The organism is Pseudomonas sp. W15Feb34 (assembly GCF_023127765.1).
Lineage (GTDB): Bacteria > Pseudomonadota > Gammaproteobacteria > Pseudomonadales > Pseudomonadaceae > Aquipseudomonas > Aquipseudomonas synxantha_A.
Genome location: NZ_SPKN01000025.1, coordinates 108,190 through 134,393, shown reverse-complemented (window position 1 = coordinate 134,393; position 26,204 = coordinate 108,190). Strand labels below are relative to the sequence as shown.

General features: G+C 61.2%; 22 protein-coding genes. 10 read left to right on the top strand and 12 right to left on the bottom strand.

Annotated elements, in window-relative coordinates; translation table 11 throughout:
• Positions 1 to 27: 27 nt before the first annotated feature.
• The 3 genes from E4O97_RS11415 (at position 28) to E4O97_RS11405 (ending at position 2,560) form a co-directional block, all read left to right on the top strand.
• Positions 28 to 1,623 carry a GMC family oxidoreductase gene (locus E4O97_RS11415; RefSeq protein WP_148853840.1) on the top strand — a complete coding sequence of 532 codons (1,596 nt, stop codon included), beginning with the start codon at positions 28 to 30 and terminating at the stop codon, positions 1,621 to 1,623.
• Positions 1,624 to 1,726: 103 nt separating this feature from the next.
• Positions 1,727 to 2,206 carry a pantetheine-phosphate adenylyltransferase gene (gene coaD, locus E4O97_RS11410; RefSeq protein WP_003195136.1) on the top strand — a complete coding sequence of 160 codons (480 nt, stop codon included), beginning with the start codon at positions 1,727 to 1,729 and terminating at the stop codon, positions 2,204 to 2,206.
• A 102-nt stretch (positions 2,207 to 2,308) separates the two neighbouring features.
• On the top strand, positions 2,309 to 2,560 hold the full coding sequence (locus E4O97_RS11405) for a YfhL family 4Fe-4S dicluster ferredoxin (protein WP_003195146.1): 252 nt from the start codon (positions 2,309 to 2,311) through the stop codon (positions 2,558 to 2,560).
• 123 nt (positions 2,561 to 2,683) lie between these two features.
• Here the strand turns inward: E4O97_RS11405 and mutM are convergent, their stop codons facing one another.
• Positions 2,684 to 3,496 carry a bifunctional DNA-formamidopyrimidine glycosylase/DNA-(apurinic or apyrimidinic site) lyase gene (gene mutM, locus E4O97_RS11400; RefSeq protein WP_005792299.1) on the bottom strand — a complete coding sequence of 271 codons (813 nt, stop codon included), beginning with the start codon at positions 3,494 to 3,496 and terminating at the stop codon, positions 2,684 to 2,686.
• Between the two features lie 21 nt (positions 3,497 to 3,517).
• Complete coding sequence (locus E4O97_RS11395) at positions 3,518 to 4,330, bottom strand: HDOD domain-containing protein (protein ID WP_216092206.1); 813 nt, start codon at positions 4,328 to 4,330, stop codon at positions 3,518 to 3,520.
• Between the two features lie 278 nt (positions 4,331 to 4,608).
• On the opposite strand from E4O97_RS11395, the gene E4O97_RS11390 reads away from it, so the two are divergent.
• The 3 genes from E4O97_RS11390 (at position 4,609) to ilvD (ending at position 9,218) form a co-directional block, all read left to right on the top strand.
• Positions 4,609 to 5,805, top strand: a complete 1,197-nt coding sequence (locus E4O97_RS11390) for a class I SAM-dependent rRNA methyltransferase (RefSeq protein ID WP_005792302.1) — start codon at positions 4,609 to 4,611, stop codon at positions 5,803 to 5,805.
• A gap of 142 nt (positions 5,806 to 5,947) precedes the next feature.
• Positions 5,948 to 7,138 (top strand): MFS transporter, encoded by a 1,191-nt coding sequence (locus tag E4O97_RS11385; RefSeq protein ID WP_216090439.1) that lies wholly within the window; start codon positions 5,948 to 5,950, stop codon positions 7,136 to 7,138.
• 238 nt (positions 7,139 to 7,376) lie between these two features.
• Complete coding sequence (gene ilvD, locus E4O97_RS11380) at positions 7,377 to 9,218, top strand: dihydroxy-acid dehydratase (RefSeq protein ID WP_005792304.1); 1,842 nt, start codon at positions 7,377 to 7,379, stop codon at positions 9,216 to 9,218.
• Between the two features lie 189 nt (positions 9,219 to 9,407).
• On the opposite strand, the gene E4O97_RS11375 is transcribed toward ilvD, so the two are convergent.
• Positions 9,408 to 10,469, bottom strand: coding sequence for a hypothetical protein (locus tag E4O97_RS11375; protein ID WP_032878898.1), 1,062 nt, complete (start codon positions 10,467 to 10,469; stop codon positions 9,408 to 9,410).
• 242 nt (positions 10,470 to 10,711) lie between these two features.
• On the opposite strand from E4O97_RS11375, the gene E4O97_RS11370 reads away from it, so the two are divergent.
• Positions 10,712 to 12,103, top strand: coding sequence for an L-cystine transporter (locus E4O97_RS11370; RefSeq protein ID WP_216090440.1), 1,392 nt, complete (start codon positions 10,712 to 10,714; stop codon positions 12,101 to 12,103).
• 85 nt (positions 12,104 to 12,188) lie between these two features.
• Here the strand turns inward: E4O97_RS11370 and E4O97_RS11365 are convergent, their stop codons facing one another.
• Positions 12,189 to 12,701: a dihydrofolate reductase gene (locus tag E4O97_RS11365; RefSeq protein WP_005792310.1), complete on the bottom strand. Its 513-nt coding sequence runs from the start codon at positions 12,699 to 12,701 to the stop codon at positions 12,189 to 12,191.
• A gap of 69 nt (positions 12,702 to 12,770) precedes the next feature.
• On the opposite strand from E4O97_RS11365, the gene E4O97_RS11360 reads away from it, so the two are divergent.
• Both E4O97_RS11360 and E4O97_RS11355 read left to right on the top strand, forming a co-directional pair.
• Positions 12,771 to 14,150, top strand: coding sequence for a DUF2868 domain-containing protein (locus E4O97_RS11360; protein WP_078822569.1), 1,380 nt, complete (start codon positions 12,771 to 12,773; stop codon positions 14,148 to 14,150).
• Complete coding sequence (locus tag E4O97_RS11355) at positions 14,143 to 15,510, top strand: DUF3482 domain-containing protein (protein WP_032878894.1); 1,368 nt, start codon at positions 14,143 to 14,145, stop codon at positions 15,508 to 15,510. The genes E4O97_RS11360 and E4O97_RS11355 overlap by 8 nt, the downstream gene beginning before the upstream one ends.
• Positions 15,511 to 15,524: 14 nt before the next feature.
• Here E4O97_RS11355 and E4O97_RS11350 read toward each other — a convergent pair whose 3' ends face one another.
• The 7 genes from E4O97_RS11350 to E4O97_RS11320 all read right to left on the bottom strand — a co-directional run bounded on the left by E4O97_RS11350 (position 15,525) and on the right by E4O97_RS11320 (position 24,712).
• Complete coding sequence (locus E4O97_RS11350) at positions 15,525 to 16,040, bottom strand: hypothetical protein (protein WP_248161375.1); 516 nt, start codon at positions 16,038 to 16,040, stop codon at positions 15,525 to 15,527.
• 154 nt (positions 16,041 to 16,194) lie between these two features.
• Positions 16,195 to 17,328 (bottom strand): TIGR03364 family FAD-dependent oxidoreductase, encoded by a 1,134-nt coding sequence (locus E4O97_RS11345; protein WP_248161374.1) that lies wholly within the window; start codon positions 17,326 to 17,328, stop codon positions 16,195 to 16,197.
• 125 nt (positions 17,329 to 17,453) lie between these two features.
• Positions 17,454 to 18,476 (bottom strand): putative 2-aminoethylphosphonate ABC transporter substrate-binding protein, encoded by a 1,023-nt coding sequence (locus E4O97_RS11340; protein ID WP_228309091.1) that lies wholly within the window; start codon positions 18,474 to 18,476, stop codon positions 17,454 to 17,456.
• A 23-nt stretch (positions 18,477 to 18,499) separates the two neighbouring features.
• Entirely contained in the window at positions 18,500 to 20,212 is a 1,713-nt protein-coding gene (locus E4O97_RS11335) for a putative 2-aminoethylphosphonate ABC transporter permease subunit (RefSeq protein WP_032878889.1), read from the bottom strand.
• A 1-nt stretch (position 20,213) separates the two neighbouring features.
• On the bottom strand, positions 20,214 to 21,278 hold the full coding sequence (locus E4O97_RS11330) for a putative 2-aminoethylphosphonate ABC transporter ATP-binding protein (protein ID WP_078822573.1): 1,065 nt from the start codon (positions 21,276 to 21,278) through the stop codon (positions 20,214 to 20,216).
• A 247-nt stretch (positions 21,279 to 21,525) separates the two neighbouring features.
• Positions 21,526 to 22,389: a LysR family transcriptional regulator gene (locus tag E4O97_RS11325; RefSeq protein ID WP_248161373.1), complete on the bottom strand. Its 864-nt coding sequence runs from the start codon at positions 22,387 to 22,389 to the stop codon at positions 21,526 to 21,528.
• 16 nt (positions 22,390 to 22,405) lie between these two features.
• Positions 22,406 to 24,712: a heavy metal translocating P-type ATPase gene (locus E4O97_RS11320; RefSeq protein WP_248161372.1), complete on the bottom strand. Its 2,307-nt coding sequence runs from the start codon at positions 24,710 to 24,712 to the stop codon at positions 22,406 to 22,408.
• A gap of 85 nt (positions 24,713 to 24,797) precedes the next feature.
• Here E4O97_RS11320 and cadR point away from each other — a divergent pair, with 85 nt between their 5' ends.
• Positions 24,798 to 25,238: a Cd(II)/Pb(II)-responsive transcriptional regulator gene (cadR, locus tag E4O97_RS11315; protein ID WP_005792326.1), complete on the top strand. Its 441-nt coding sequence runs from the start codon at positions 24,798 to 24,800 to the stop codon at positions 25,236 to 25,238.
• Between the two features lie 132 nt (positions 25,239 to 25,370).
• On the opposite strand, the gene E4O97_RS11310 is transcribed toward cadR, so the two are convergent.
• Positions 25,371 to 26,204 carry a thymidylate synthase gene (locus tag E4O97_RS11310; protein ID WP_005792328.1) on the bottom strand — a complete coding sequence of 278 codons (834 nt, stop codon included), beginning with the start codon at positions 26,202 to 26,204 and terminating at the stop codon, positions 25,371 to 25,373.

Here is a 26,204-nt window from a genome sequence, read left to right as displayed (position 1 = left end):
TCACAATAAAAACCAGAGACGACCCTGATGCCCGTACCCGATCTGTTCCGTGATGGCCTGGCCCGTGGCTGGAAAACCCACAATGGTGCCGCCCTCGACAACGACCTGACCCTGGAAGCCGATGTAGCCATTATTGGCAGCGGTGCCGGTGGTGGCACCACCGCAGAGATCCTCAGCGCCGCTGGCTACAAGGTGTTGCTGATCGAAGAGGGCCCACTCAAGACCAGCAGTGACTTCAAGCTGCTCGAAGACGAAGCCTACGCCAGCCTCTACCAGGAAGGCATCGGCCGCATGAGCAAGGACGGCGCCATCACCATCCTGCAAGGCCGGGCGGTGGGCGGCACCACCTTGATCAACTGGACCTCCAGCTTTCGTACCCCCGACGCCACCCTCGCCCACTGGGCCAGCGAATACGCGGTGAAGGGCCACAGCAGCGCCGAGATGGCGCCCTGGTTCGAAAAAATGGAACAGCGCCTGGGCATCGCACCCTGGGCGCTTCCACCGAATGCCAACAACGATGTGATCCGCAAAGGCTGCGAAAAGCTTGGCTACAGCTGGCATGTGATCCCGCGCAATGTGCGCGGCTGCTTCAACCTGGGTTATTGCGGCATGGGTTGCCCGGTGAACGCCAAACAATCGATGCTGGTGACGACTATCCCCTCCACCCTGGAGAAAGGCGGCGAACTGCTGTACCTCGCCCGCGCCGAGCAGCTCAAATACAGCGGCGACACCATCAGCAGCCTGGAATGCGTGGCCATGGACGAGCGCTGCGTGGCGCCGACCGGGCGCAAGATCACCGTAAAAGCCAGGCATTACGTGCTGTCGGGCGGCGGTATCAATAGCCCGGCCCTGCTGATGCGCTCGGACGCGCCCGACCCGCATTCGCGGCTGGGCAAGCGGACCTTCTTGCACCTAGTCAACTTCTCGGCGGGGCTGTTCGACGAAGTGATCAACCCGTTCTACGGTGCGCCGCAATCGATTTACTCCGACCATTTCCAATGGCAGGACGGCACTACCGGCAAAATGTCCTACAAGCTCGAAGCGCCACCCTTACACCCAGGATTGGCCAGCACCTTGTTTGGCGGTTACGGCAAACAGAACGCGTTGGACATGAACCAACTGCCTCACACCCACGCCATGCTCGCCCTGCTGCGCGACGGCTTTCACCCCGACAGCCCGGGCGGCAGCGTGGATTTACGCGGCGATGGCACACCCGTGCTCGATTATCAGGTTTCGCCCTACGCCTGGGACGGCCTGCGCCGGGCCTTCCACAGCATGGCCGAGATTCAGTTCGCGGCAGGGGCCAAATCGGTCAAGCCTTTGCATCACGACGCACGGTACGTGAACAGCCTGGCCGAAGCGCGCAGCATGATTGACGGTTTGAACCTGGAGTTGCACCGCACAACCCTTGGCAGCGCCCATGTGATGGGCGGCTGTGCCATGGGCGAAGATCCGAAGCATGCGGTAACCGACAGCCTCGGTCGCCACCACCAACTGCGTAACCTGTCTATTCATGACGGCTCGCTGTTTCCTACCAGCATCGGGGCAAATCCCCAGTTGTCGGTGTATGGATTGAGCGCCCAACTGGCGTCAGCCTTGGCCGAACGTCTGAAAACAGCGTGAAAAACCGTTCGATTCACGGCATTTATCTACGTAAGTCGACTTGGCCGACCGGGATGGCTGCGATACCATCCGGTTCCCCAACGGACTCCGCCAGGACGACGCGATGAACCGAGTGTTGTACCCAGGTACCTTCGACCCGATTACCAAAGGCCATGGCGATCTGGTCGAACGCGCCTCTCGCCTGTTCGACCATGTGATCATCGCGGTCGCAGCCAGCCCCAAGAAAAACCCGCTGTTTCCCCTGGAACAACGTGTGGAGCTGGCGCAAGAGGTCACCAAGCACCTGCCGAATGTGGAAGTAGTGGGCTTTTCGACATTGCTGGCGCATTTCGCCAAGGAGCAGAACGCCAATGTGTTCTTGCGCGGCTTGCGGGCGGTGTCGGATTTCGAATACGAATTCCAACTGGCCAACATGAACCGCCAACTGGCGCCGGACGTGGAAAGCCTGTTCCTCACGCCGTCGGAGCGTTATTCGTTCATTTCCTCGACGTTAGTTCGTGAAATTGCTGCTTTGGGCGGAGATATCACCAAGTTCGTGCATCCTGCCGTGGCGGACGCACTGACATTGCGCTTCAAGAAGTAAGACCGCTCAATCGGTGCCTGCTCGCACTGCGGGCGCCAATGCGGCACAATTGCGCGCATTAGTTTTCAGATGCCTTGGCAGAGTGCCCTGGCAGGAGTTTCCATGTCCCTGATCATCACCGACGATTGCATCAACTGCGACGTCTGCGAACCCGAGTGCCCGAACGCCGCCATTTCCCAGGGCGAAGAGATCTACGTGATCGACCCCAACCTGTGCACCCAGTGCGTCGGCCACTACGACGAACCGCAGTGCCAGCAGGTTTGCCCGGTTGATTGCATTCCGCTGGATGAAGCGCACCCGGAGACTGAAGAGCAGTTGATGGAGAAGTACCGCAAGATTACCGGTAAGGCCTGAGTTTTTTAGTGCCTGTGAGGGCCTCATCGGGGGCAAGCCCCCTCCCACATTTTGAATGTGTTCACAAATCAAAGTGTGGGAGGGGGCTTGCCCCCGATGACAATCTCAGCCATCACAAAGCTATCAGCTCTGACACTTGGGGCAAAACACACTCGCCCGCTGCCCCAGCACCACATTGCGCAACTCGCTCCCGCAGACCTTGCACGCCTCGCCGCCACGGCCATACACGAACAGTTCCTGCTGGAAATACCCCGGCTGCCCATCACCGCCGATAAAGTCGCGCAGCGTGGTGCCGCCCCGCTCGATAGCGGCGGCCAGCACCCGTTTGATCTCAATCGCCAGCTTCAAATAGCGCCCGCGTGAAATGCCACCGGCGGCACGCCGCGGGTCAATACCCGCCGCAAACAGCGCTTCCGTCGCATAGATATTGCCCACGCCCACCACCACCGCGTTGTCCATGATGAACGGCTTCACCGCCATCGACTTGCCGCGTGACAGCTGGAACAAACGCTCGCCATCAAACAGCTCGGTCAACGGCTCCGGGCCCAGACGCAGCAGCAGCTCGTGGTTGTGCGGATCCTGGCTCCAGAGCATCGCGCCGAAACGCCGAGGGTCGGTGTAGCGCAGGGCCATCCCCGACTCCAACTCGATATCCACATGTTCATGCTTGGCCGCGGGCATACCGACCTCAACCAGACGCAGGTTGCCCGACATACCCAAGTGACTGATCAAGGTGCCCACTTCGGCATTGATCAACAGGTACTTGGCCCGCCGTTCCACCAGCACGATGCGCTGCCCGGACAGGCGCACATCCAGGTCTTCCGGGATCGGCCAGCGCAGGCGCCGCTCACGCACCACCACGCGACTGACGCGTTGGCCTTCCAGGTGCGGGGCAATGCCGCGTCGGGTGGTTTCGACTTCAGGTAACTCGGGCATGTGTACCTCTTGAATGACTGTTCAGTGCGCACCCAGTTCGCGGATCGACAACTTCAGGCTTTCGAAGTCGTAATCCGACAGGCCCACGTAATCCAGCACCAGATGGCCAATCGCGTTCCACTCATGGTCCACGGCCTGGTTACCCAGCACGCGACAGGACGAACAGATATGCTCAGCCATCTTCAAAATCGCCAGCAGGTTTTTAAGCTGCGGATTGCGCGACGTCTCATCGCTGAAAATCGCCAGGGCGTTGTGGTGATTGGCGATGGCATCGGTGACATGCTCCGGCAGGCGCCAGGACTTGGCGGTGTAGTAGCCGACCACTGCATGGTTGGTGTGGAACGCGTTGTTTTCGGTGTCGACCACGCGGCGCTCGGGGCCGGCGCTGGCATAAGCCTGCTCCAGCACTGCCATATAGTTGGGGAAACGCTTGAGCATCAGCGGCACGCCGCAATCGTGGAACAGGCCCAATGCATACGCTTCATCGACGGCCTGGGAACCAGTACGCTTGGCCAGGGTGAGACAGGTCATGGCCACATCCTGGGCGGTGTCCCAGAAGCGGTTGAGGGTGACGATGGTGTCGTCGCTCATCTCGCCCTTGATCGACAAGGCATTGATCAGGTTGATGACCGACCGGCTGCCCAGCAGGTTAACTGCACGCTGGATCGAGGCGATCTTGTTGCTCAAGCCGTAATACGACGAGTTGACGATCTTGAGCAGCGCACCAGACAAGCCCGGGTCCTGGGAGATCAACCGTGCGATCACTTCCAGGTCCGGGTCGGGCATGTACTGCTCCATCTGCAAATCCACCATGATTTGCGGTTGGGGCGGCACGCTGATGCCTTGCAGGGCCTGTTGAATCTGCTCGGCGGAAAGCTCTTGGGACATAAATACACACTCTGGACTAGGCGCGAATTCTACCCCTTATGCAGCCGTGACCGACACCCAAAAACCCAAACTGAAACCCGATCAAATGTGGGAGCTGGCTTGCCTGCGATAGCATCACCACCGTACGTCTGATACACCGCACCGCCCGCATCGCAGGCAAGCCAGCTCCCACATGAAAGAGTGCGCAAAGGGTATACTCCCGCTCTTTTTTCCGGAGCGACGTCATGTCCCTGCCAAGCCTGCGTCTCAAAGCCAACGCCGATCGTCGTTTGCGCAACGGCCACCTGTGGGTCTACAGCAACGAAATCGACGTGGCCGCCACCCCACTTCACGGCTTCCAGGCAGGCGACCAGGCTATCCTGGAAGCAGCCGGCGGCAAGACCCTGGGCATCGTGGCCATGAGCCCGAACAACCTGATCTGCGCCCGCCTGCTGTCGCGCGACATCAAGTTGCCGCTGGACAAGTCGCTGCTGGTGCACCGCCTCAACGTCGCGCTGTCCCTGCGTGATCGCCTGTTCGACAAGCCGTTCTACCGCCTGGTCTACGGTGATTCCGACCTGCTGCCGGGCCTGGTGGTTGACCGTTTCGGCGACATCCTGGTGGTGCAGATCGCTTCGGCGACCATGGAAGCGCATAAAGAAGACGTGATCGCGGCCCTCACCCAGGTGCTCAAGCCCAGCGGCATCCTGTTCAAGAATGACTCCGCCGCACGCGACGCCGAGGGCCTCAACCGCTACGTCGAAACGGTTTTCGGCCTGGTGCCGGAGTGGGTGGCGCTGGAAGAGAACGGCGTGAAATTCGAAGCCCCGGTGATCCAGGGCCAGAAAACCGGCTGGTTCTACGACCACCGCATGAACCGCGCCCGCCTGGCCCCGTATGCCAAAGGCAAGCGCGTGCTCGACCTGTACAGCTACATCGGCGGCTGGGGCGTGCAAGCTGCAGCCTTTGGCGCCAGTGAAGTGTTCTGCGTCGACGCTTCGGCCTTCGCCCTCGACGGCGTAGAGCGCAACGCCGCGCTGAACGGCTTTGCCGAGAAGATGACCTGCATCGAAGGCGACGTCTTTGAAGCGTTGAAAGAACTGAAAGCCAGCGAAGAGCGCTTCGACGTGATCGTCGCCGATCCACCGGCCTTCATCAAACGCAAAAAAGACATGAAGAATGGCGAAGGCGCCTACCGCCGCCTCAACGAGCAAGCCATGCGCCTGCTCAGCAAGGACGGCATCCTGGTCAGCGCTTCGTGCTCGATGCACCTGCCGGAAGACGATCTGCAAAACATCCTGCTGACCAGCGCCCGTCACCTGGATCGCAATATCCAGATGCTCGAACGCGGCGGCCAGGGCCCGGACCACCCGGTGCATCCGGCGATTGTCGAGACGCGGTATATCAAGAGCATTACTTGTCGCTTGCTGCCTAATAGCTGACAGCGGGATGCTCCCCGTAGGAACAGTCAACGACTGATCCTACGGGCCTTTCAGCTGTTTCCCACTGCCATTTCCATTGACTTCCCTTGCCGTCACACCGACTCTCCTCCCCCCAGCAAGGAAGGATAGAGCGGTCCGGTTGATGCCTATTAGTACAGCCACACCAAACAAGTCATATTTCATCGTACTGTTGATGACCATGACCCTGCTCGCAGTCTTCCCCCTCGACGTAGTCCTGCCATCCTTTCCCGCCCTCTCCAATCACTTTGGCCACACGCCTTCAGAAATCGCCCAGTCCGTCAGTATTTTTGCCATTGGCCTGGCCGTCTCGTTACTGCTGATAGGCCCGTTGTCTGACATGTTCGGCCGCAAAAAACTGCTGCTGGCAGGTATTGCCTTATCGGCGCTGGGTGCAGCCGGTTGTTTGCTGGCCCCGGATTTCAATTGGTTTATCGGCTCTCGCGTGGTTCAGGCCGTAGGGTGCGGGGCGTTTGCCCTGTCGCAGGCGCTTATCCAGGACTTGTTTACAGGACGGGAGCTGCAACGAATTCGAATCTGGATGACCACCGCCGGCGGAGTGTTCATCTCAAGCTCGCCACTGATGGGCACCTGGCTGCAAATTTATGGCGGATGGCAGGCGAGTTTTTACGTGTTTATCGTGTTAGCCACAGTGGTGTGGCTCTGGTCCGCACGCCTGCTGCACGACTCGCGCAGCAGCCATCGCCCTTCACCGCTACAGTTCTTCAACGGCTATTGGCTGCTGTTTTCCGACCTCCGTTTCGTCAGCTATTGGTTGATTTCCGCCCTGGCCTTTGCCTGCCATTTCTCGTTTATCGTGATGTCGCCCCTGATCTTCATGGAGCGCTTGAACCTGTCGACGTATCAATTCGCCTGGGCATTGCTGCTATATGGCACGGCCTACGTCTGCGGCGGAGTGATTGCCAGTATCCTGCATCGCAAAATGGACGCCGACCGGCAAATCAACACTGGCCTGTTGCTGATCACTGTTTCAGGTCTGGTCATGCTCTGGCTGGCCTGGCAGTTCGGCCTGTCGGCCGCCACGGTGCTGATCCCGATGTTGATCTGCACAGCCGGCACCACCATCTGTCGACCCATCGCCAACTCCAAGGCCATGAGCCTCTACCCGCAACTGGCTGGCACGGCGACCTCTGCCGGTAGCTTGCTGATTTTCATGTGCGGCGGCCTGATCAGCCTGGTGATCAACCTGGCCACCGCCAACCTGACCACCGCGCTAGCCCTGTGCTTTCTAACCCTGAGTGCCGCCGGGCTCGCCCTGAATGCGCAGATCAAGCAGCGCCCACATGTCCTGTAGCGGCTATCTTCAAGGTTACGGCCATTCCCTCCAGCCGCCAGCGGTGTAGAATCGGCCCTATTCATCGCCAGTCATCCCCCGGCGGGTTTATGAGCTCGAGGCCCAAGCAAGCGGCGATCCCGCGATGCGAGTGGCAACTTCCGGACACACGGCCATTTTTCGGGTGTTCCAGTCGTCAATTAGAAGCTCACTCCCCTTTGCACCTGATTAATAAGTGATTAGCCGCCCGGAGTGCTCCATGCCAGATTACCGCTCGAAAACATCCACCCACGGCCGCAACATGGCCGGCGCCCGCGCACTGTGGCGTGCCACGGGGATGAAGGATGACGACTTCAAGAAGCCGATCATCGCGATTGCCAACTCCTTTACCCAGTTCGTACCGGGCCATGTCCACCTCAAGGACCTGGGCCAACTGGTCGCCCGCGAGATCGAACGGGCCGGCGGCGTGGCCAAGGAATTCAACACCATTGCCGTGGACGACGGCATCGCCATGGGCCATGACGGCATGCTGTATTCCCTGCCGAGCCGCGAGATCATCGCCGACTCCGTGGAGTACATGGTCAACGCCCACTGCGCCGACGCCATCGTGTGCATCTCCAACTGCGACAAGATCACCCCCGGCATGTTGATGGCTGCCTTGCGCCTGAACATCCCGGTGATCTTCGTCTCCGGCGGCCCGATGGAAGCCGGCAAGACCAAGCTCGCGTCCCACGGACTCGACCTGGTTGACGCCATGGTGATCGCCGCCGATTCCAGCGCTTCTGACGAGAAGGTCGCGGAATACGAGCGCAGCGCCTGCCCGACCTGCGGTTCGTGCTCCGGCATGTTCACCGCCAACTCGATGAACTGCCTGGTAGAAGCCTTAGGTCTCGCCTTGCCGGGTAACGGTTCCACACTGGCCACCCACAGCGACCGCGAGCAACTGTTCCTGCAGGCCGGCCGCACCATCGTCGAGCTGTGCAAACGCTATTACACCGAGAACGATGAGTCGGTGCTGCCGCGCAACATCGCCAACTTCAAGGCGTTCGAGAACGCCATGACCCTGGACATCGCCATGGGCGGTTCCACCAATACCATCCTGCACTTGCTGGCCGCCGCCCAGGAAGCCGAGATCGACTTCGACCTGCGCGATATCGACCGCCTGTCCCGCCATGTGCCGCAACTGTGCAAGGTCGCGCCGAACATCCAGAAGTACCACATGGAAGACGTGCACCGCGCCGGCGGGATCTTCTCGATCCTCGGTTCCCTGGCCCGTGGCGGCCTGCTGCACACTGACCTGCCGACCGTGCACAGCAAGTCGATCGCCGAAGGCATCGCCAAATGGGACATCACCCAGACTGACGACGAAGCCGTGCACACCTTCTTCAAGGCCGGCCCGGCCGGCATCCCGACCCAGACCGCATTCAGCCAGTCGACCCGTTGGGACACTCTGGACGCCGACCGTGAAAACGGCTGTATCCGCAGTGTCGAGCACGCCTACTCCCAGGAAGGCGGCCTGGCCGTGCTGTACGGCAACATTGCCCTCGACGGCTGCGTAGTGAAAACCGCGGGTGTGGATGAGTCCATCCACGTCTTCGAAGGCCGCGCCAAGATCTACGAAAGCCAGGACAGCTCGGTACGCGGCATCCTCGCTGACGAAGTCAAGGAAGGCGACATCGTAATCATCCGCTACGAAGGCCCCAAAGGCGGCCCGGGTATGCAGGAGATGCTCTACCCCACGTCCTACCTGAAATCCAAAGGTCTGGGCAAAGCCTGCGCGCTGCTGACCGACGGGCGTTTCTCTGGCGGCACCTCGGGCCTGTCCATCGGCCACGCTTCCCCGGAAGCCGCTGCCGGTGGCGCGATTGGCCTGGTGCAGGATGGTGACAAGGTGCTGATCGACATTCCGAACCGCTCGATCAACCTGTTGATCAGCGATGAAGAACTGGCGGCACGCCGGGTTGAGCAGGACAAAAAGGGTTGGAAGCCGGTAGAAAAACGCCCGCGGAAAGTCACTACTGCGTTGAAGGCTTACGCATTGTTGGCCACCAGTGCCGACAAGGGTGCTGTACGTAACAAGGCAATGCTCGACGGCCTGTAAGCCCCGCGCATCAAAATGCCCCGCCAGATGCGGGGCATTTTTTTGCCTGGAGATAACCCTAGGAACAATGAAAGTCAAAATGTGGGAGGGGGCTTGCCCCGATGACGGTATTTCAGTTAGTCAATTTGTAGCTGACTCACCGCTATCGGGGGCAAGCCCCCTCCCACATTTTTGACCGCATTCAGTCTGTTATTGAATGTCCTCGGGCTTAACGATCACCCAGTTCTTGTCCGCAGTCACCGGCAGCCCTTCCTTGGCCTGCGCCGCCGCGTGCTTGGCGATCATGCCGTTAAGCTGGGTCATGTATTTGTCTTTACGGTTGATCCACAAATGGATGCCACCCTTGGCCACATCCACATCGTGGAACAGCATGTAACCATCGCTGGTCGGGGTATCACCGCCGACGATCACCGGCTTTTTCCACTCGTCGATGTAGGTGAGGATCGCCGCGTGCTTGCCGGCCATCCAGGTCGCCGGGGTCCACAGATAGGGCGTCAGCTCCAGGCCGAGGTTGGCCTTCTCGTCATATTTACCCGCGGTGATCTGCTTGCGTGCGGTGGTCAACTCGCCGGTCTTGCGGTCCTTGAGCATCGTGGTCACGCCGATGACGTTCTCGGGCTTTACGTTGTAGCCGTACTTCGGATCGGCCGCGACCATGCGCACCAGTTCCTCGGACGCGGCGGTCATCACATACACCTCGATGCCGTTTTCCATCAGTTTGTTGTAGAGCTCGGCCTGGCCAGTGAAGACTTTCGGTGGCTGTATCTCGGTTTTTTTCACCACGTCGCCTTCAAAATAGCTGACGGGTACGGGCTTGCCGGAGGCCATCAGCTCGTCGACCTGCACCTTGAGTTCCTTGAGGGTGAAGCCGGAAAAAATCTGCGCAACCCAAGGGTAGCAGACCATGTCGTCGACTTCGCACAGGCGGTAGTAGTAGCTGAACAGACTTTCCTTATGGTCGGCGGTGTCTTTGAAGGGGATAAGCTTGAGCGATGGGTCCATGGTTTCGCGGGTGATCAGGCCCTTGTTTTCCATGTACGGCAGCAGCGACTCTTCAAGGTCGTAGCGGTAGCTGGTGTTGTCCATGTCGAACACCGCATAGTTACCCTTGTTGGCGTTGGCGGCGATCATTTCGTTGAGTTGCTTGGCGGCCGGTGCCGGCCAATGTTTCAACTCGGTGGCGGCAAACGCCTGGCTGGCGAGTCCGAGGCAAAAGGCTGCGGATAAGAGTAGTTTCGGCGCGAGCTTCATAGGCGTTGTCTCCCTCAAGTGAAAGACATCGACGCTAACAAATCGGTATGACAGTTAGCGTCCGGGCACGACCGCTGACGTCGTGATTGCGCCAAGGGCATACGCCTGAGCGCCAAGCGCTTATTCCAAAAACGACAGTCACCATTCCATATTGGTATTAAATCAATATATTTCAAGCTGTTAGGCTTCCCGGTTCGCAATCGCAGGCTCACGCGATTGGCTGCCTTCTCAACGGAGCTTCAATGAATCTGCCCCTGATTCTCAATTTATTGGTGTTCGTGGCCCTCTTGCTGGGCCTGGCACAAACCCGTCGGACTAACTGGAGCCTGGCCAAGAAGGTCCTGTTCGCTTTGGTTCTGGGCGTGCTGTTCGGTGCGGCCTTGCACACCATCTATGGCGACGGCAATCCAGTGCTCAAAGCCTCCATCGGCTGGTTTGATCTGGTCGGCAATGGCTATGTGCAGTTGCTGCAAATGATCGTGATCCCGCTGGTGTTCGCTTCGATCCTCAGTGCCGTGGCGCGCCTGCATAACGCCTCGTCCCTGGGCAAGATCAGCTTCCTGACCATCGGCACGCTGTTGTTTACCACGGCCATCGCGGCGCTGATCGGCATCGGCCTGACCAACCTGTTCGGCCTCACCGCCGAGGGCCTGGTGGCCGGCACCCAGGAAATGGCGCGCCTGCAAGTGATCCAGAGTGATTACGCAGGCAAGGTCGCCGACCTGAATATCCCGCAGTTGCTGCTGTCGTTCGTGCCGGCCAACCCGTTCGCCGACCTGGCCCGGGCCAAGCCGACGTCGATCATCAGCGTGGTGATTTTTGCCGCGTTCCTCGGGGTAGCCGCGCTGCAACTGCTCAAGGATGATGTGGAAAAGGGCCAGAAGGTCATCAACGCCATCGACACCCTGCAAGCCTGGGTGATGCGCCTGGTGCGCCTGGTGATGAAGCTGACCCCGTACGGCGTGTTGGCGCTGATGACCAAGGTGGTCGCCGGTTCCAACCTGCAAGACATCATCAAGCTGGGCAGTTTCGTGGTGGTGTCGTACCTGGCCCTGGGCCTGATGTTTGTGGTGCACGGCCTGCTGCTGTCGTTGGCCGGGATCAACCCGCTGCGCTTTTTCCGCAAGGTGTGGCCGGTACTGACCTTTGCCTTCACCAGCCGCTCCAGCGCCGCCTCGATCCCCTTGAGTATTGAAGCGCAGACCCGCCGCCTGGGTATCCCCCAGTCGATCGCCGGTTTCGCCGCTTCGTTTGGCGCGACCATCGGCCAGAACGGTTGCGCCGGTCTTTACCCGGCGATGTTGGCGGTGATGGTCGCACCGACCGTAGGCATCAACCCGTTGGATCCACTGTGGATCGCGACCCTGGTGGCGATTGTGACCTTGAGTTCGGCGGGCGTCGCCGGTGTGGGCGGTGGTGCGACCTTTGCCGCGCTGATCGTACTGCCGGCCATGGGCTTGCCGGTGTCACTGGTGGCGTTGCTGATTTCGGTGGAACCACTGATCGACATGGGCCGTACAGCGTTGAACGTGAATGGTTCGATGACGGCGGGGGCGATTACCAGCCAGATCATGGGGCAGACGGATAAAGCGTTGCTGGATGCCGATGAGCATGCCGAGTTAGCGCAGGTCTGATAGACCGCTATCGCAGGCAAGCCAGCTCCCACATTTGAATGTATTCACACATCAAAATGTGGGAGCTGGCTTGCCTGCGATGCTTTTAGGCTTTTTCCCACACTTCGAAGTTGTAGGCCGGTTTATCACCTTCGGCCGGATTCTCGACATTCGACACCAGCTTCCACTGGTTCCTATCAAACTCTGGAAACCACGCATCCCCTTCCGGGCTCAGCGCCACCCGCGTCAGGTACAGGCGATCGGCCTGCTGCAGTCCCTGCGCATACAACTGCGCACCGCCGATCAACATCAGCTCGTCCACGCCTTGGGCCTTGGCCCACTCCTCGGCACGCTCCACCGCTGCTTCCAATGACGGAAAAACTTGCGCACCTTCAAGCGTCAGATCGGTCTGACGGCTGACCACTATGTTCAAGCGCCCTGGCAGCGGTCGACCCAGGGAATCCCAGGTCTTGCGCCCCATGATGATCGGCTTGCCGAGCGTGGTGGCCTTGAAATACTTGAAATCCCCCGGCAAATGCCAGGGCATGCTGTTGTCGACGCCGATCACGCGGTTTTCACCGAGGGCTGCGATCAGGCTTAAAGGGAGAGTTTTTTTCATGGCGACGAGAATACCAGAGCCGCGAGTCAGCGGTTATGCTCCACCTTCACTGAAACAACAGGATGGCGCGTGACTGCACTGACTCCTCTGCACACACTCTGGCTGACAGAAGCCGTGCGCCTGCGTGAAGAACACGCCGGCCCCCTGGAAGACCTGGAAGCCAACCGCCTGGCCCGCACGGCCGGGGGCGACCTGTCGACGCGTATTACCCAACGCGCCTTGCACCTGGCCGAGCGCGATGGCCTGACCGGTGCCCTCACGCGCTGGCTGCAAGGCGCGCGCCTGGCGCTGATCTTACTGGCGGTCGTGGCCGTGATCAGTGGCGCCGGCCTGGCATTCGCTGCGCTGGGCAATGGCCTGACGCCGGTGAACGTGTTCTGGGCCCTGGGCAGCCTGCTCGGGTTGAACCTGATCCTGCTGGTCAGTTGGGCCCTGGGGCTGCTGTTTGCTGGCGAACACAGCGCCAGCCTTGGGCGCCTGTGGTTATGGCTCAGCGAGAAACTGGCGCGTGACGCCAAAGCCGCACAATTGGCGCCAGCGTTGCTGCTGTTGTTGCAACGGCAAAAACTCAATCGCTGGGCGGTGGGTGTGTTGGTCAACAGCCTGTGGCTGCTGGCGTTGCTCAGCGCCATGGTGATCCTGCTGACCCTGCTCGCCACCCGTCGTTACGGCTTTGTGTGGGAAACCACCATTCTCGGCGCCGACACGTTTGTCGCCGTGACCCAGGCCCTCGGCAGCCTGCCCGCTTTGCTGGGTTTCAATGTGCCAACCGTCGACATGATCCGCGCCAGCGGTGATTCAGCCCTGAATATCGAAAACGCCCGCCAAGCCTGGGCCGCCTGGCTGGTGGGCGTGTTGCTGGTCTACGGCCTGCTGCCCCGATTGATCCTCGCCCTGTTCTGCCTGTGGCGCTGGAAAATCGGGCGTGCGGCGTTGCGCCTGGACCTCAACCTGCAAGGCTACGCCCAACTGCGCGAACGCCTGATGCCTAGCAGCGAACGGCTTGGGGTCAACGATGCCGCGCCCGAACAGCTGCACCACGTCAGCGGCGGCGTCAGCGAGATGGACAGCGACGGCGCCTTGCTGGTGGCCATCGAACTCGACGATCACCACCCGTGGCCACCCAAACTGCCCAGCAACGTTAAAAACGCCGGCATCCTCGACAGCCGTGAATCGCGGAACAAGCTGCTGGAACAACTCAGCCGTTTCCCGCCCGCACGTCTGGTCATCGTCTGCGACCCGCGCCGCTCGCCGGACCGTGGCAGCCTGGCGTTGATCGCCGAACTGGCGCGCAGCGCCACCGCCACCCGTGTATGGCTGCTGCAAGCGCCGCCCGGCCAGGCGCTGGACGCCGAACGCCTGGGTGACTGGCACACCGCACTGCAACAACTTGAGCTGCCGTTTGCCGATTGCGCACCGCTGAACTGGCTGGAGACCGGGCATGACTAAACCGCTGAAACTCGCCGTGGTCGGCCACACCAATGTCGGCAAGACCTCACTGCTGCGCACCCTCACCCGTGACGTGGGCTTCGGCGAAGTCTCCCATCGCCCCAGCACCACGCGGCATGTCGAAGGCGCGCGCTTGTCGGTGGATGGCGAAGCCTTGCTGGAGCTGTACGACACGCCCGGCCTGGAAGACGCCATCGCCCTGCTCGACTATCTGGAGCGCCTGGATCGCCCCGGTGAACGCCTGGACGGTCCCGCTCGCCTGGCGCGTTTTCTGGAGGGCAGCGAAGCGCGCCAGCGTTTCGAACAGGAAGCCAAGGTGTTACGCCAATTGCTGGCCTCGGACGCCGGCCTGTATGTGATCGACGCCCGCGAGCCGGTGCTGGCCAAGTACCGCGATGAGCTGCAAGTGCTGGCCAGTTGCGGCAAACCCTTGTTGCCGGTGCTCAACTTCGTCACCAGCAGCGACCAGCGCGAGCCGGACTGGCGCGAAGCCCTGGCCCGCCTCGGCCTGCACGCGCTGGTGCGCTTCGACAGCGTGGCGCCGCCGGAAGACGGTGAACGTCGCCTGTATGAAAGCCTGGCCCTGCTGCTGGAAAACTCCCGCCCGCAGTTGGAACGCCTGATCCTCGATCAAGAGGCCCAACGCCAGGCCCGCCAGCAAAGCGCCGCACGCTTGATCGCCGAACTGCTGATCGACTGCGCGGCCTGCCGTCGCAGCGTCGTCACCGAAGATGAACAGCAAGCCATCGGCGATCTGCGCAAAGCGGTGCGCCAACGGGAACAAAAGTGTGTTGAAGCCCTGCTCAAACTGTTCGGCTTTCGCCCACAAGATGCCGCCGCCAGCGACCTGCCATTGCTCGACGGTCGCTGGGGCGATGACTTGTTCAACCCCGAAACCCTCAAGCAACTTGGCGTACGGGTCGGTGGCGGAATCGCCGCCGGTGCCGCTGCCGGTGCTGGCGTGGACCTCCTGGTCGGCGGCCTGACCCTTGGCGCTGCGGCACTGGCCGGCGCTATCGCCGGTGGCGCCCTGCAAACCGCACGCAGCTACGGCAGCCGCCTGCTGGGCAAGATCAAAGGCCAACGCGAGCTGACCGTCGACGACAGCGTGCTGCGCCTGCTCGCCTTGCGCCAACGTCAGTTGCTCAAGGCCCTTAGTCTGCGCGGGCATGCGGCGATGCATAGCATCAAGGTCGACACGCCCCAGGACAAAACCTGGCGCGAGGGCAAGCTGCCCGACGCGCTGCACAAGGCCCGCGCCTATCCGCAATGGTCATCCCTCAACCCCCACGCCAAGCTGAGCCAGGCCGAGCGTCAGGAACAGGTCGAAACATTGGCTGAACAGCTCAACGAAGCGTGACGCGCTTAAAGCGCTCACCAATTCAACCCCAGGAACGCCTTGCATAGCGAGCGAACCAGTTCTTTATCAGCGTTTTCAGCTACCCCGTTGCGGTCGACATCACTATTGGTGGTAGCGGTTTCCAACACGCTGTCGCTGTCGACGTCATAGTCCATGGTTCTGGAGACCAGTAATGTTTTCCCCTCGGACACCTTGCTCTCACGGAACTCCAGCCTCACCGAATCCGGCCGTCCCGCGTCGCTGAAATCATCCACATAGATGACGAGCGCACACTGCCAATGGCTTGCCGGGTTAAACCAATTGAGTTTCACGAAGCTGTCGGCGAAAGTCGCGATCCGGCGCTTATCCAGGTCCAGCGAACCGGGTTTACTATGCCCTCCCCATTTTGCATTCGAGGTCATTTCCTGTCCGACGATATCGTGGATCAGCTCATCGGGACGACCCGGCCGTTGCTGATAGAAATGCAAAATGACCGTATCGGCATGACCGTTGCCTTGCAGGTCTTGGGCGATGGCTTTCAAATAGTGCATCAGTGTTGCTCTCTTAATGGGTGAAGCAAGCACCTTAGTGAGGTAACAACAAGGGCTCCAGGCGGCGTATCGGCTTATTGTGTAAGGCCCATCTTCGCTGCCAGTAGCCTCGCCGCCTTGGCCTTGAGTACATCAAGTTCGAGCACCGGGCTCATCACGTCTCTCCCCACAAGGTACTGATATTTCGCTCGGCCATCGCCGGCCCCACGCTCATGCCCACGCCGGTGTGCATCAACGCAGCGCTGACACCGGGTGCTGCCTGCACAAACGAGAACGGCCCGGGCCCGCGAGCGCCGTAGACGCCTTGCCAGCGTTCGACCACCTGGATTTTGCAGCCCAGGGTCTGTTCGGCCAGCTCGATCATCCAGTCATCTACCCGCTCGGCATTGAAGGGCGACGGGTCGCTGTCGTAATGGTGGGAGTCGCCAATGATCAGTTCGCCATGGGGTGTAGGGCTGATCAACAGGTGAATGCCGTGCTCCTGCAGGTACGGTGTTTCGCGCAGGATCTGCGCCTGCACTGCGGCAGCCTCCGGCAGGTCGGCGAAGGCGCCGTAGTGCACGCAGCTCAGGCCGGTGAGCAGGGCGTGTTGCAGGTTCAGGTTGACCACCGGCCGGGCGCGCAGCATTTGCAGGCGGCAGGTTTGCGGGTTGAGCGGGGCGATGGATTCGGCCAACAGGGTCTGATAGTCGTGGCCGGAGCAGACGATGATCTGCTCGCCGCGAAAGCTGCCGGCCGTGCTGTGCAATTGGCCCGGTTCGACGTCGCGTACCAGCGTGGAGAAATGAAACTCCACGTTCAGGTGCTGGCTCAGGTAATGGATCAGCGCCGGGATCGCCTCGCGGGAATACAGTTGCTGATCGTCCTTGCCGTGCAGCGCCGCGCGGTGGTGGCGGAACTGGCCGGCATACAGGTCCTTCATCGCAGCGCCTTGCAGCAGCTCGACGTTGTAGCCGTGTTCGCGGGCACGCCCGGCGCAGAAGGCTTCGAGCAGATGTTCTTCAGCTTCCGTGCGGGCAAACAGGTAAGAACCATTGCGCTTGAGCGCAAGGCCCGCCGTTTGCGCCCATTGGCCCCAGATCTCGCGGCTCTGGCGGGCCAGGTCCAGCATCGGCCCCGGCGGCTGGCCAGTGACCAGGGCTTGGCCGAAGTTACGCACAGAAGCGCCCAATGGCGTGGCGCTGCGCTCGAACACCTTGACCTTGAGGCCGCGCTTGGCGGCGGCATAAGCGTGGGACAGGCCGAGGATGCCGGCGCCGATGATCAGCAGGTCGCTGTGGTGTGTCATGGAGTGATGTCCTGAATTCGAAGCCGCTATCGCAGGCAAGCCAGCTCCCACATTTTGATGTGTGAATACCTTCAAATGTGGGAGCTGGCTTGCCTGCGAAGGGGCCATAAGCCCTAACGAAAACCTTACTGACCCGCCACCTTCTCCGACTTACCGTCATAGCGCTTGCGCCATTCAGTCAGGATGCTGTCGCGGTTTTTCGAGGCCCAGGCAAAGTCGTTCTTGATCAGGCGCTGCTCGTAGTCGGCCGGCAATTCGGTCTGCGGCTTGGCGATACCCGGCTGGGCGAGGATGGCGAAGTTAGCCTTGTACAGCTCCATCGCCGCTGGGCTGGCGGAAAAGTCAGCGAGTTTTTTTGCCGCATCGGCGTGTGCACTGCCCTTGACTACGGCGGTGGCTTCGATCTCCCAGCCCAGGCCCTCTTTCGGCAGGATGATGTCCAGCGGCGCACCCTGGCGTTTAAGTTGAATCGCCGGGTATTCAAAGGAAATCCCGATCGGGAACTCACCGGACGCCGCCAACTTGCACGGCTTGGAGCCGGAGTGAACGTACTGGCCGATGTTCTGGTGCAGGTCGTCCATGTATTGCCAGCCTTGCTTCTCGCCGAAGGTCTGCAACCAGGCGCTGACATCCAGGAAGCCGGTGCCGGAGGACGCCGGATTGGGCATCACGATCTTGCCCTTGTATTCAGGCTTGGTCAGGTCCTGCCAGCTCACCGGTTTGGTCAGACCCAGCTTTTCGGCTTCGATGGTGTTGAAGCAGATGGTCGCGGCCCACACGTCCATGCCCACCCAGGCCGGCGGGTTGGCGGCGTCGCGGTAGTTTTTGCCGATCTTGTCCAGGTCCTTGGGCGCGTAGTTGTCCAGCATCCCCTGCTGGTCGAGGATCGCCAGGCTGGAGGCGGCCAGGCCCCACACCACGTCAGCCTGCGGGCGGTCTTTTTCAGCCAGCAGCTTGGCGGTGATAATGCCGGTGGAATCGCGTACCCACTTGATCTCGATGTCGGGGTTGGCCTGCTCGAAGGCTTTTTTGTAGGTCTTCAATTGCTCGGCTTCGAGGGCCGTGTACACGGTCAACTCGGTCTTGGCGAAGGCATTCAGGCTGAATGCCGTGAGTACCGCAGCGACCAGCGCCAGGGGCTTGAACATGGAGCACCTCCTTCAGGGATGTTTTATTGGCCGGGCGCGGTCTGGCGCCAGGCTTGGGAGCGACGCAGCGCGCCACGTGAGGCCCACGCCAGCAACAGCGAGACGCCGACTGAGGTGAACAGGATCAGGGTCGACATGGCCGCCGCGCCGCCCACGTTGCCGGCGTCGTCCATGTTCAGCACGGCGACGGCGGCGAGGATGGTGTCGGGGCTGTAGAGAAAGATCGCGGCGGACACGGTGGTCATCGCCGACACAAACAGGTAGCGCAGGATATCCAGCAGCGCCGGCAGGCAGATCGGCACCGTGACGCGCCAATAGTGGCGGTACAACGGCGCCTTGAGCGACAACGCCGCCGCTTCGAACTCGGCGTCCAGCTGGCGCAGGGCGGTGGTCGCGGTCATCTGCGCGGTGGTCAGGTAGTGCGCAATGGTGCACACCACCAGCAACGCCATGCTCCCGTAGAACACGTGCAGCGGGTTGCCGTTGAGGTTGAAAAAGAACACGTAGCCCAAGCCGAGCACCAGCCCCGGCACCGCCATCGGTACGAAGCTGAGCATGCGCAGCGCCAGGTTCAGGCCCTTCTGGCCCTTGGTCTTCTCCATCAGGTACGCACCGGTGAAGATCAACACACTGCCGATCAACGCCGTGCACAGCGCCATGGTCAGGCTGTTGCGGTAGGCCAGCCAGCCGCCGCCGGCGGTGTCTTCGAACTGGTAGTGGTTGAGCGATAGCGACAGGTTGTACGGCCAGAACTTCACCAGCGACGAATACACCGCCATGCCGAACACCAGCAGCAACACCGCGCAAATCAGCAACACGATGGCCAGGTAGCAACCGTCGCGCAGCCGCGATGGCGCGGGCAGAAACACCTGGGCGCGACCGCTCATCGAGTCGCCATGCCGACGGCGCAACCAGGCATCCACGCCGAAGCTAAACAGTGCCGGCAGCAGCAACACCATGCCGATCAACGCGCCGCGCCCGAACTGTTGCTGACCGACCACCGCCTTGTAGGCTTCCAGCGCCAACACCTGGTAATCACCGCCCACCACCACCGGCACACCGAAGTCGGTGATGGTCAGGGTAAACACCAGGCAGAACGCGGCGAACACCGCCTGGCGCGTGGCCGGCCAGGTGATGCTGCGAAACGCCCGGGCCGGGCTGGCGCCCATGCTCGACGCCGCATCGAACAAGCGTGCATCCGCCAGGGACAGCGCCGAGAGCAAGATCATCAAGGCATGGGGAAAGGTGTAGATCACTTCACCGAGCACAATGCCCCAGAAGCCGTAGATATTGTCCGAGAGCAAACCGCGCAACATGCCCTGGTTGCCGAACAGATAGACCAAGGCAATGCCCGGCAGCATCGACGGCGCCATCAAGGGCAGCAATGACAAACCGCGCCAGACGGTCTTGCCGGGAATCAACGTGCGTTGCAGGGCGTAGGCAAACAGGTAAGCCAGCGGTACGACGATGGCCGCCACACTGAGGGAAACTTTCAGGCTATTGCCCAGCAACCAGTGGAAGTTGGCGCTGGTCAACAGTTCCCGCGCTGCCACCAGGCCACCGCCCTGCCCGGCTTCGCTGCTGAAGCCGCGCCAGAAGATCGCCAGCAACGGCAGCAGGACCGCCACCACCAACAGGCCGAGCCAGAGCCATTTGCCGCCGACCACAAAGAGACGGTCGCCCCACTCGGCGCGGGACACCTGACGCGGTACCGGCAATGTCATGACGGCGGCCATCTCAGGCAAACACCTGCAGGCTGCGCGGCGGCAAGGCCACCCAGATGTCCTGGGCACCCAGGCGCGGCATGGCTTCGGGTGCCAGTTCGGCCAGCAACGGATGACCCGGCAACTGTTCCAGCTCAAAGCTCATGCGGCAGCGGTTGCCGAGGAAGGTAATTTCGCGAACCTTGGCCGGGAACAGGTTCTCTTCATGCACCGTCGGGTTGACGCTGATCGCTTCCGGGCGACAGAACAGGCGGCCGGACCGGGCCACACCGGCATCGTCGGCCAGGCGCATATTCATTCCGCCGACCTGGGCATGGCTGGCGCTGCTACGGCTGAACGGCAACCAGTTGCCCTGGCCGACAAACTCGGCCACGAACGGCGTGGCCGGGCGGTCGTAGATCTCCTGGGGCGTGGCGTACTGCTCAACCTTACCGTTATTCATCACGGCAATGCGGTCGGCCATCAACATGGCTTCGTCCTGGTTGTGGGTCACCATCAAGGTGGTAATACCCAGGCGCCGCTGCAATTGGCGCAGCTCGGTGCACAAATGCTCGCGCACACGGGCGTCGAGGGCCGACATCGGTTCATCCAGCAGTAATAACGAAGGGGCCGGCGCCAATGCACGGGCCAGAGCGACGCGCTGCTGCTGGCCGCCGGAGAGTTGGCCGGGGTATTTCTTTTCGCTGCCGACCAAACCGACCAGTTCAAGCATCTGCCCGACGCGCTTGCGCACTTCATCGCGGCCGCTGCCTGTGAGGCCGTAGCCAATGTTTGCTTCAACCGTGAGATTGGGGAACAACGCGTAGGACTGAAACAGGATGCCGTAGTCTCGCGCCTGGGGCGGCAGCAGGGAAACGTCCCGCTCGCCCAGGTAAAGCTCACCGCTATCCTGACGCTCCAGGCCGGCGATGCAGCGCAGCAACGTGGTCTTGCCGCAGCCGGACGGGCCCAGCAGGCACACCAGCTCGCCGGCGGCGACGTCCAGGGACACGTTGTCCAGCGCGGTGAAAGCGCCAAAGCGTTTCTGGATCCCGCGCACCTTCATGGGCGCGCCGGGTTGGGTCAGGGCTGTGTTCATGCAAGGCACCTCATCGAACGGATGAAGGCCATGCTAGGGAGGCAATGCGTAGTTGGTGTGGCAGAAAGGCAAAAGGAGGTGATAGTGGTATTGGTGGATTTGTGTAGGACTCATGGAGATGAGTTGCCTGGCCTACCGCTATCGGGAGCAAGCCCCCTCCCACAGTTGACCGGGTTCCAACATGAGAATGCGGTCAAAATGTGGGAGGGGGCTTGCTCCCGATTGGCCCTCAAGCCAGCCGCAGAACTTAAATTGGCGACATTTCCTGAGCCAGGCCAAGGAACGCTGCCGGCAGCCGCGCACCTTTACGCTCCTTGAGGCAATACAGATACTCCGGAATCTGCGGTGCATTCTCGATGGTCAGCACACGCAATTGCGGATCATGGGGCACTTCCTGGCGAGCGATGATGCTGATGCCGATATTGCGCAGCACCGCCTCGCGAATCGACTCACGGCTGCCAATCTCCAGCAACGGCCCATACCCCACGCCGCCGCTTTTCAACAGCTCTTCGGTCAGCCTGCGGGTGGTGGAGCCGGCTTCACGCATCAACAGCGTATGCCCGGCCAGCGCGCTCAACGACACATGCTCAAGCTTGGCCAACGGGTGATTGCGATGTACCGCCAGCACCAGCGGGTCGGTGCCCAGCACGCGGCGGATCAGGCGCGGGTCTTCCAGCAATTGCGAAGAGGCCGCAACGTCGACGCGGTAATCATCCAGCGCTTCGAGCACCTGCTGGGAGTTGCCGATTTCCACCGACACTTCCACGTGCGGCAGGCGTTCACGAAAGGCTTTGACCAGGTCGAGAATGTAATACGGCGCCGTCGCGGCAATCCGCAGCGCGCCCTGGACCTGACCATTGTTGCGCAGGAAAAACTCGATATCCGCTTCCTGCTGCAACAGCGTTTTGACCATCGGCAACAGCCGCGCACCTTCGTCGCTGACCGTCAGGCGACGGCCGCCGCGATAGAACAGCTCAACGCCGTATTGGCTTTCCAGATTGCGAATCTGGGTGGTCACCGTGGGCTGGCTCAGGCCGAGTTTTTTCGCCGCCTGGGTGATACTGCCCAGGCGGGCGACCATGAAAAACGCCTTTAACTCAGCACTCAGCACACCACCCTCTCATCCTCTATTTGCGCAACAGGCGCAGGCCATTGAACACCACCAGCAAACTCACGCCCATGTCGGCGAAGACCGCCATCCACATGGTCGCCATGCCCATGAAGGTCACGGCCAGGAAAATCGCCTTGATCACCAGTGCCAGGGCGATGTTCTGCTTGAGGATACTCGACGTTTGCCGCGACAGCCGAATGAAAGCCGGAATCTTGCGCAGATCATCATCCATCAGCGCCACGTCAGCAGTCTCGATAGCCGTGTCAGTGCCCGCCGCTGCCATGGCAAAGCCGATCTCGGCCCGCGCCAGGGCTGGAGCATCGTTGATGCCATCGCCGACCATGCCCACCCGATGGCCTTGGCCGTAGAGGGTTTCGATGGCTTGCAGCTTGTCGGTGGGCAACAGGTCACCCTGGGCCTGGTCGATGCCGACTTGGGTCGCAATCGCCTGGGCGGTGTGGGTGTTGTCGCCGGTAAGCATCAGGGTTTTGATGCCCAGGTCGTGAAGTTGCTGGATGGCTTCGCGGCTACTGTCCTTGACCGTGTCGGCCACGGCAAACAGCGCCAGGGGGCCGGACTTGTCCAGCAGTAGCACGACGGACTTGCCTTGTTTTTCCAGGGCGAAGAGTTTTTCTTCCAGCGCCTCTGAGCACAGGCCGAGGTCTTCCACCAGGCGGTGGTTGCCCAAGTGATAGGTCTGGCCGTTGATGTCGCCGCGCACACCGCGCCCGGCCAGGGCCTCGAAGTTATCCACAACGTGAAGCGCCAGGTTTTTATCCACAGCTGCGTTGGCGATCGCCAGGGACACCGGGTGGTCGGAACGCCCGGCCAAACTGGCGGCCAGGGCCGGGGCGCTGCCTTCAAGATTCGGGAACAGCGGCAGGTAATCGGTTTGCACCGGTTTGCCGTGGGTGATGGTGCCGGTCTTGTCGAGAGCCAGGTAGTCGAGCTTGTAACCGCCCTCCAGGTACACGCCGCCCTTGATCAGGATGCCTTTGCGCGCTGCGGCGGCCAGGCCGCTGACGATGGTCACCGGTGTGGAGATCACCAAGGCACACGGGCATGCCACCACCAGCAGCACGAGGGCGCGATAGATCCAGTCGAACCACACGCCCGCCATGAACAGCGGCGGAATCACCGCCACACCCAGGGCAAACAGGAACACCGCCGGGGTGTAGACCTTGGAAAAACTGTCGACAAAGCGCTGGGTCGGCGCCCGTGCGCCTTGGGCTTGTTCCACGGCGTGGATGATTCGCGCCAGGGTCGAGTTGTTGGCCGCCGCAGTGACTTTGTACTCCAGGGAACCGGCCTGGTTGATGGTGCCGGCGAAGACTTTATCGCCGATGGTCTTTTCAATCGGCAGGCTTTCCCCGGTGATAGGTGCCTGATCGATGGTGGATTGACCGGCAGTGACTTCACCGTCCAGGCCGATACGCTCGCCGGGTTTTACTCGAACGATCGCACCAAGCTCAATGCTTTTGACCTCTTGTTCCATCCATGAACCGTCAGCCTGGCGCACGGTGGCCTGCTCCGGGGTCATCTGCATCAAGCCGCTGATGGCATTGCGCGCCCGGTCCAGGGACTTGGCTTCAATCAACTCGGCCACGGTAAACAGGAACATCACCATCGCCGCTTCCGGCCACTGACCAATCAGGATGGCGCCGGTCACCGCGATGCTCATCAGCGCGTTGATGTTCAGGTTGAGGTTTTTCAGGGCAATCCAGCCCTTTTTGTAGGTGGTCAAGCCGCCGCTGAGGATCGACACCAGCGCCACCAGTGCGATCACCCAAGTCGGTGCCACACCGGTGAAGTGCAGCACTTCGGCACCCAGGGCGCCCACGCCCGACACTGCCAATGGCCACCAATGCTTCTTGGCCGGCGGCGCGGCGGTGGGGCTGCCTTCCTCGATAGGGTCGGCCTGCATACCGATGGACTTGATCGCCGCAATGATCGGCGCCGTGCTCGGCAGGTCATGGGTGACACCGAGGATGCGGTTGATCAGGTTGAATTCCAGTTGCTGCACGCCGGCGAGCTTGCCCAGTTTGTTCTGGATCAGCGTCTGCTCGGTGGGGCAGTCCATGGCTTCGATGCGGAAAGTGCTCAGGCGCGAGCCCGCGGTGGGCGCTTCGCTCAGGGTCACCACGGCAGGCCCGGCAGCGCCGGAACAGCAGGAGCCTGAGTGGCCGTGGCTATCCACCGGCGTGAGTTTTGCCGGGGCGTGATCATGTGGGTGATCGTGACCATGATCGTGCGGGTGGTCATGAGCATGGTCATGATCGTGCTTGTGGTCGTGCTTGTGCGGGGTGTGAATGGAGTGGCTCATCAGGTCGCGTCCGTAAAGGTGCCTGTTGCCAAGTAAAGACCCTGTAGCCACTATAGGGTCAAGCACCCATTTGGAGATTGCTGCGATGAAGATCGGCGAACTGGCCAAACTCACCGACTGCCCGGTGGAAACCATCCGTTATTACGAGAAGGAAAGCCTGCTGCCACCGCCTGCGCGCACTGAGGGCAACTACCGGGTCTATACCCAGGCGCACACCGAGCGGCTGATCTTTATTCGCAACTGCCGCAGCCTGGACATGACCCTCGAAGAAATCCGCAGCCTGTTAGGGCTGCGCGACAGCCCCCAGGACCAGTGCGAAAGCGTGAATGCGTTGATCGACGAACATATCCACCACGTGAAAGCGCGGATCGACGGATTGCTGGCCTTGCAGGAACAACTGCTGGACCTGCGCCAACGTTGCGGCGGTGGGAACCAGTGCGGGATCTTGCAGCAGTTGGAAGTCAGCGGCGGGATTGCGGCCAGTGAGGCAGAGCCTTCGCATGTGGGCAGAAGCCACGGCCACTAAACTCAAGCGAACACGCAACCCATGTGGGAGCTGGCTTGCCTGCGATAGCGGTGGGCCCGCGACATTGATGTCGCCTGACACTCCGCTATCGCAGGCAAGCCAGCTCCCACAGTTTTTTACCGCGATGGGCCGTTAGATAGCCACGTCGGCCTTGATGCTTGGGTCCGCGTCGTAGCCCACGATCTCGAAGTCTTCGAACTTGTAGTCGTAGATCGAAGCAGGCTTGCGCTTGATCACCAGCTCCGGCAGCTTTTTCGGCGTGCGCGCCAACTGGGTCTGGATCTGTTCCATGTGGTTGCTGTAAGCGTGGGTGTCGCCAGTGGTGACAATGATCTCGTGAGGGATCAGGTCGCATTGCTGGGCCAGCATATGGGTCAGCAACGCCAGCGCGGCGGTGTTATACGGCAGCCCCAGGAATACGTCAGAGCTGCGGATATACAGCTGCATCGACAGATGGCCGTCATGCACGAACGCCTGATACAGCAAGTGGCACGGCGGCAGGGCTTGCTTGCCGTTGCGCGCGTTTTCCTGCGGGCTCTGGGTTTCGTCCGGCAGGTACTCGACGTTCCAGCCGTGGAACAGGATGCGGCGGCTGTTGGGGTTGGTCTTGAGCGTGTGCACCATGTAGTCGATCTGGTTGATCGTGCCGCCGTCCTTGGTAGGCCAGGCGGTCCACTGCTCGCCGTACACCGGGCCCAGGTCACCGTCTTCGGTGGCCCACTCATCCCAGATCTTCACGCCATTTTCGTTGAGCCATTTGATGTTGGTGTTGCCGCTCAACATCCAGATCAGCTCGTTGGCGATGCTTTTGAAGTGCAGTTTCTTGGTGGTCAGCAGCGGGAAGCCGTCGGCCAGGTTATGCCGATACTGACGGGCGAACACGGCCTTGGTGCCGGTGCCGGTGCGGTCGCCCTTGGTCAGGCCATTGGTCACGACGTCGTGCAGCAGTTCGAGATATTGCTTCAT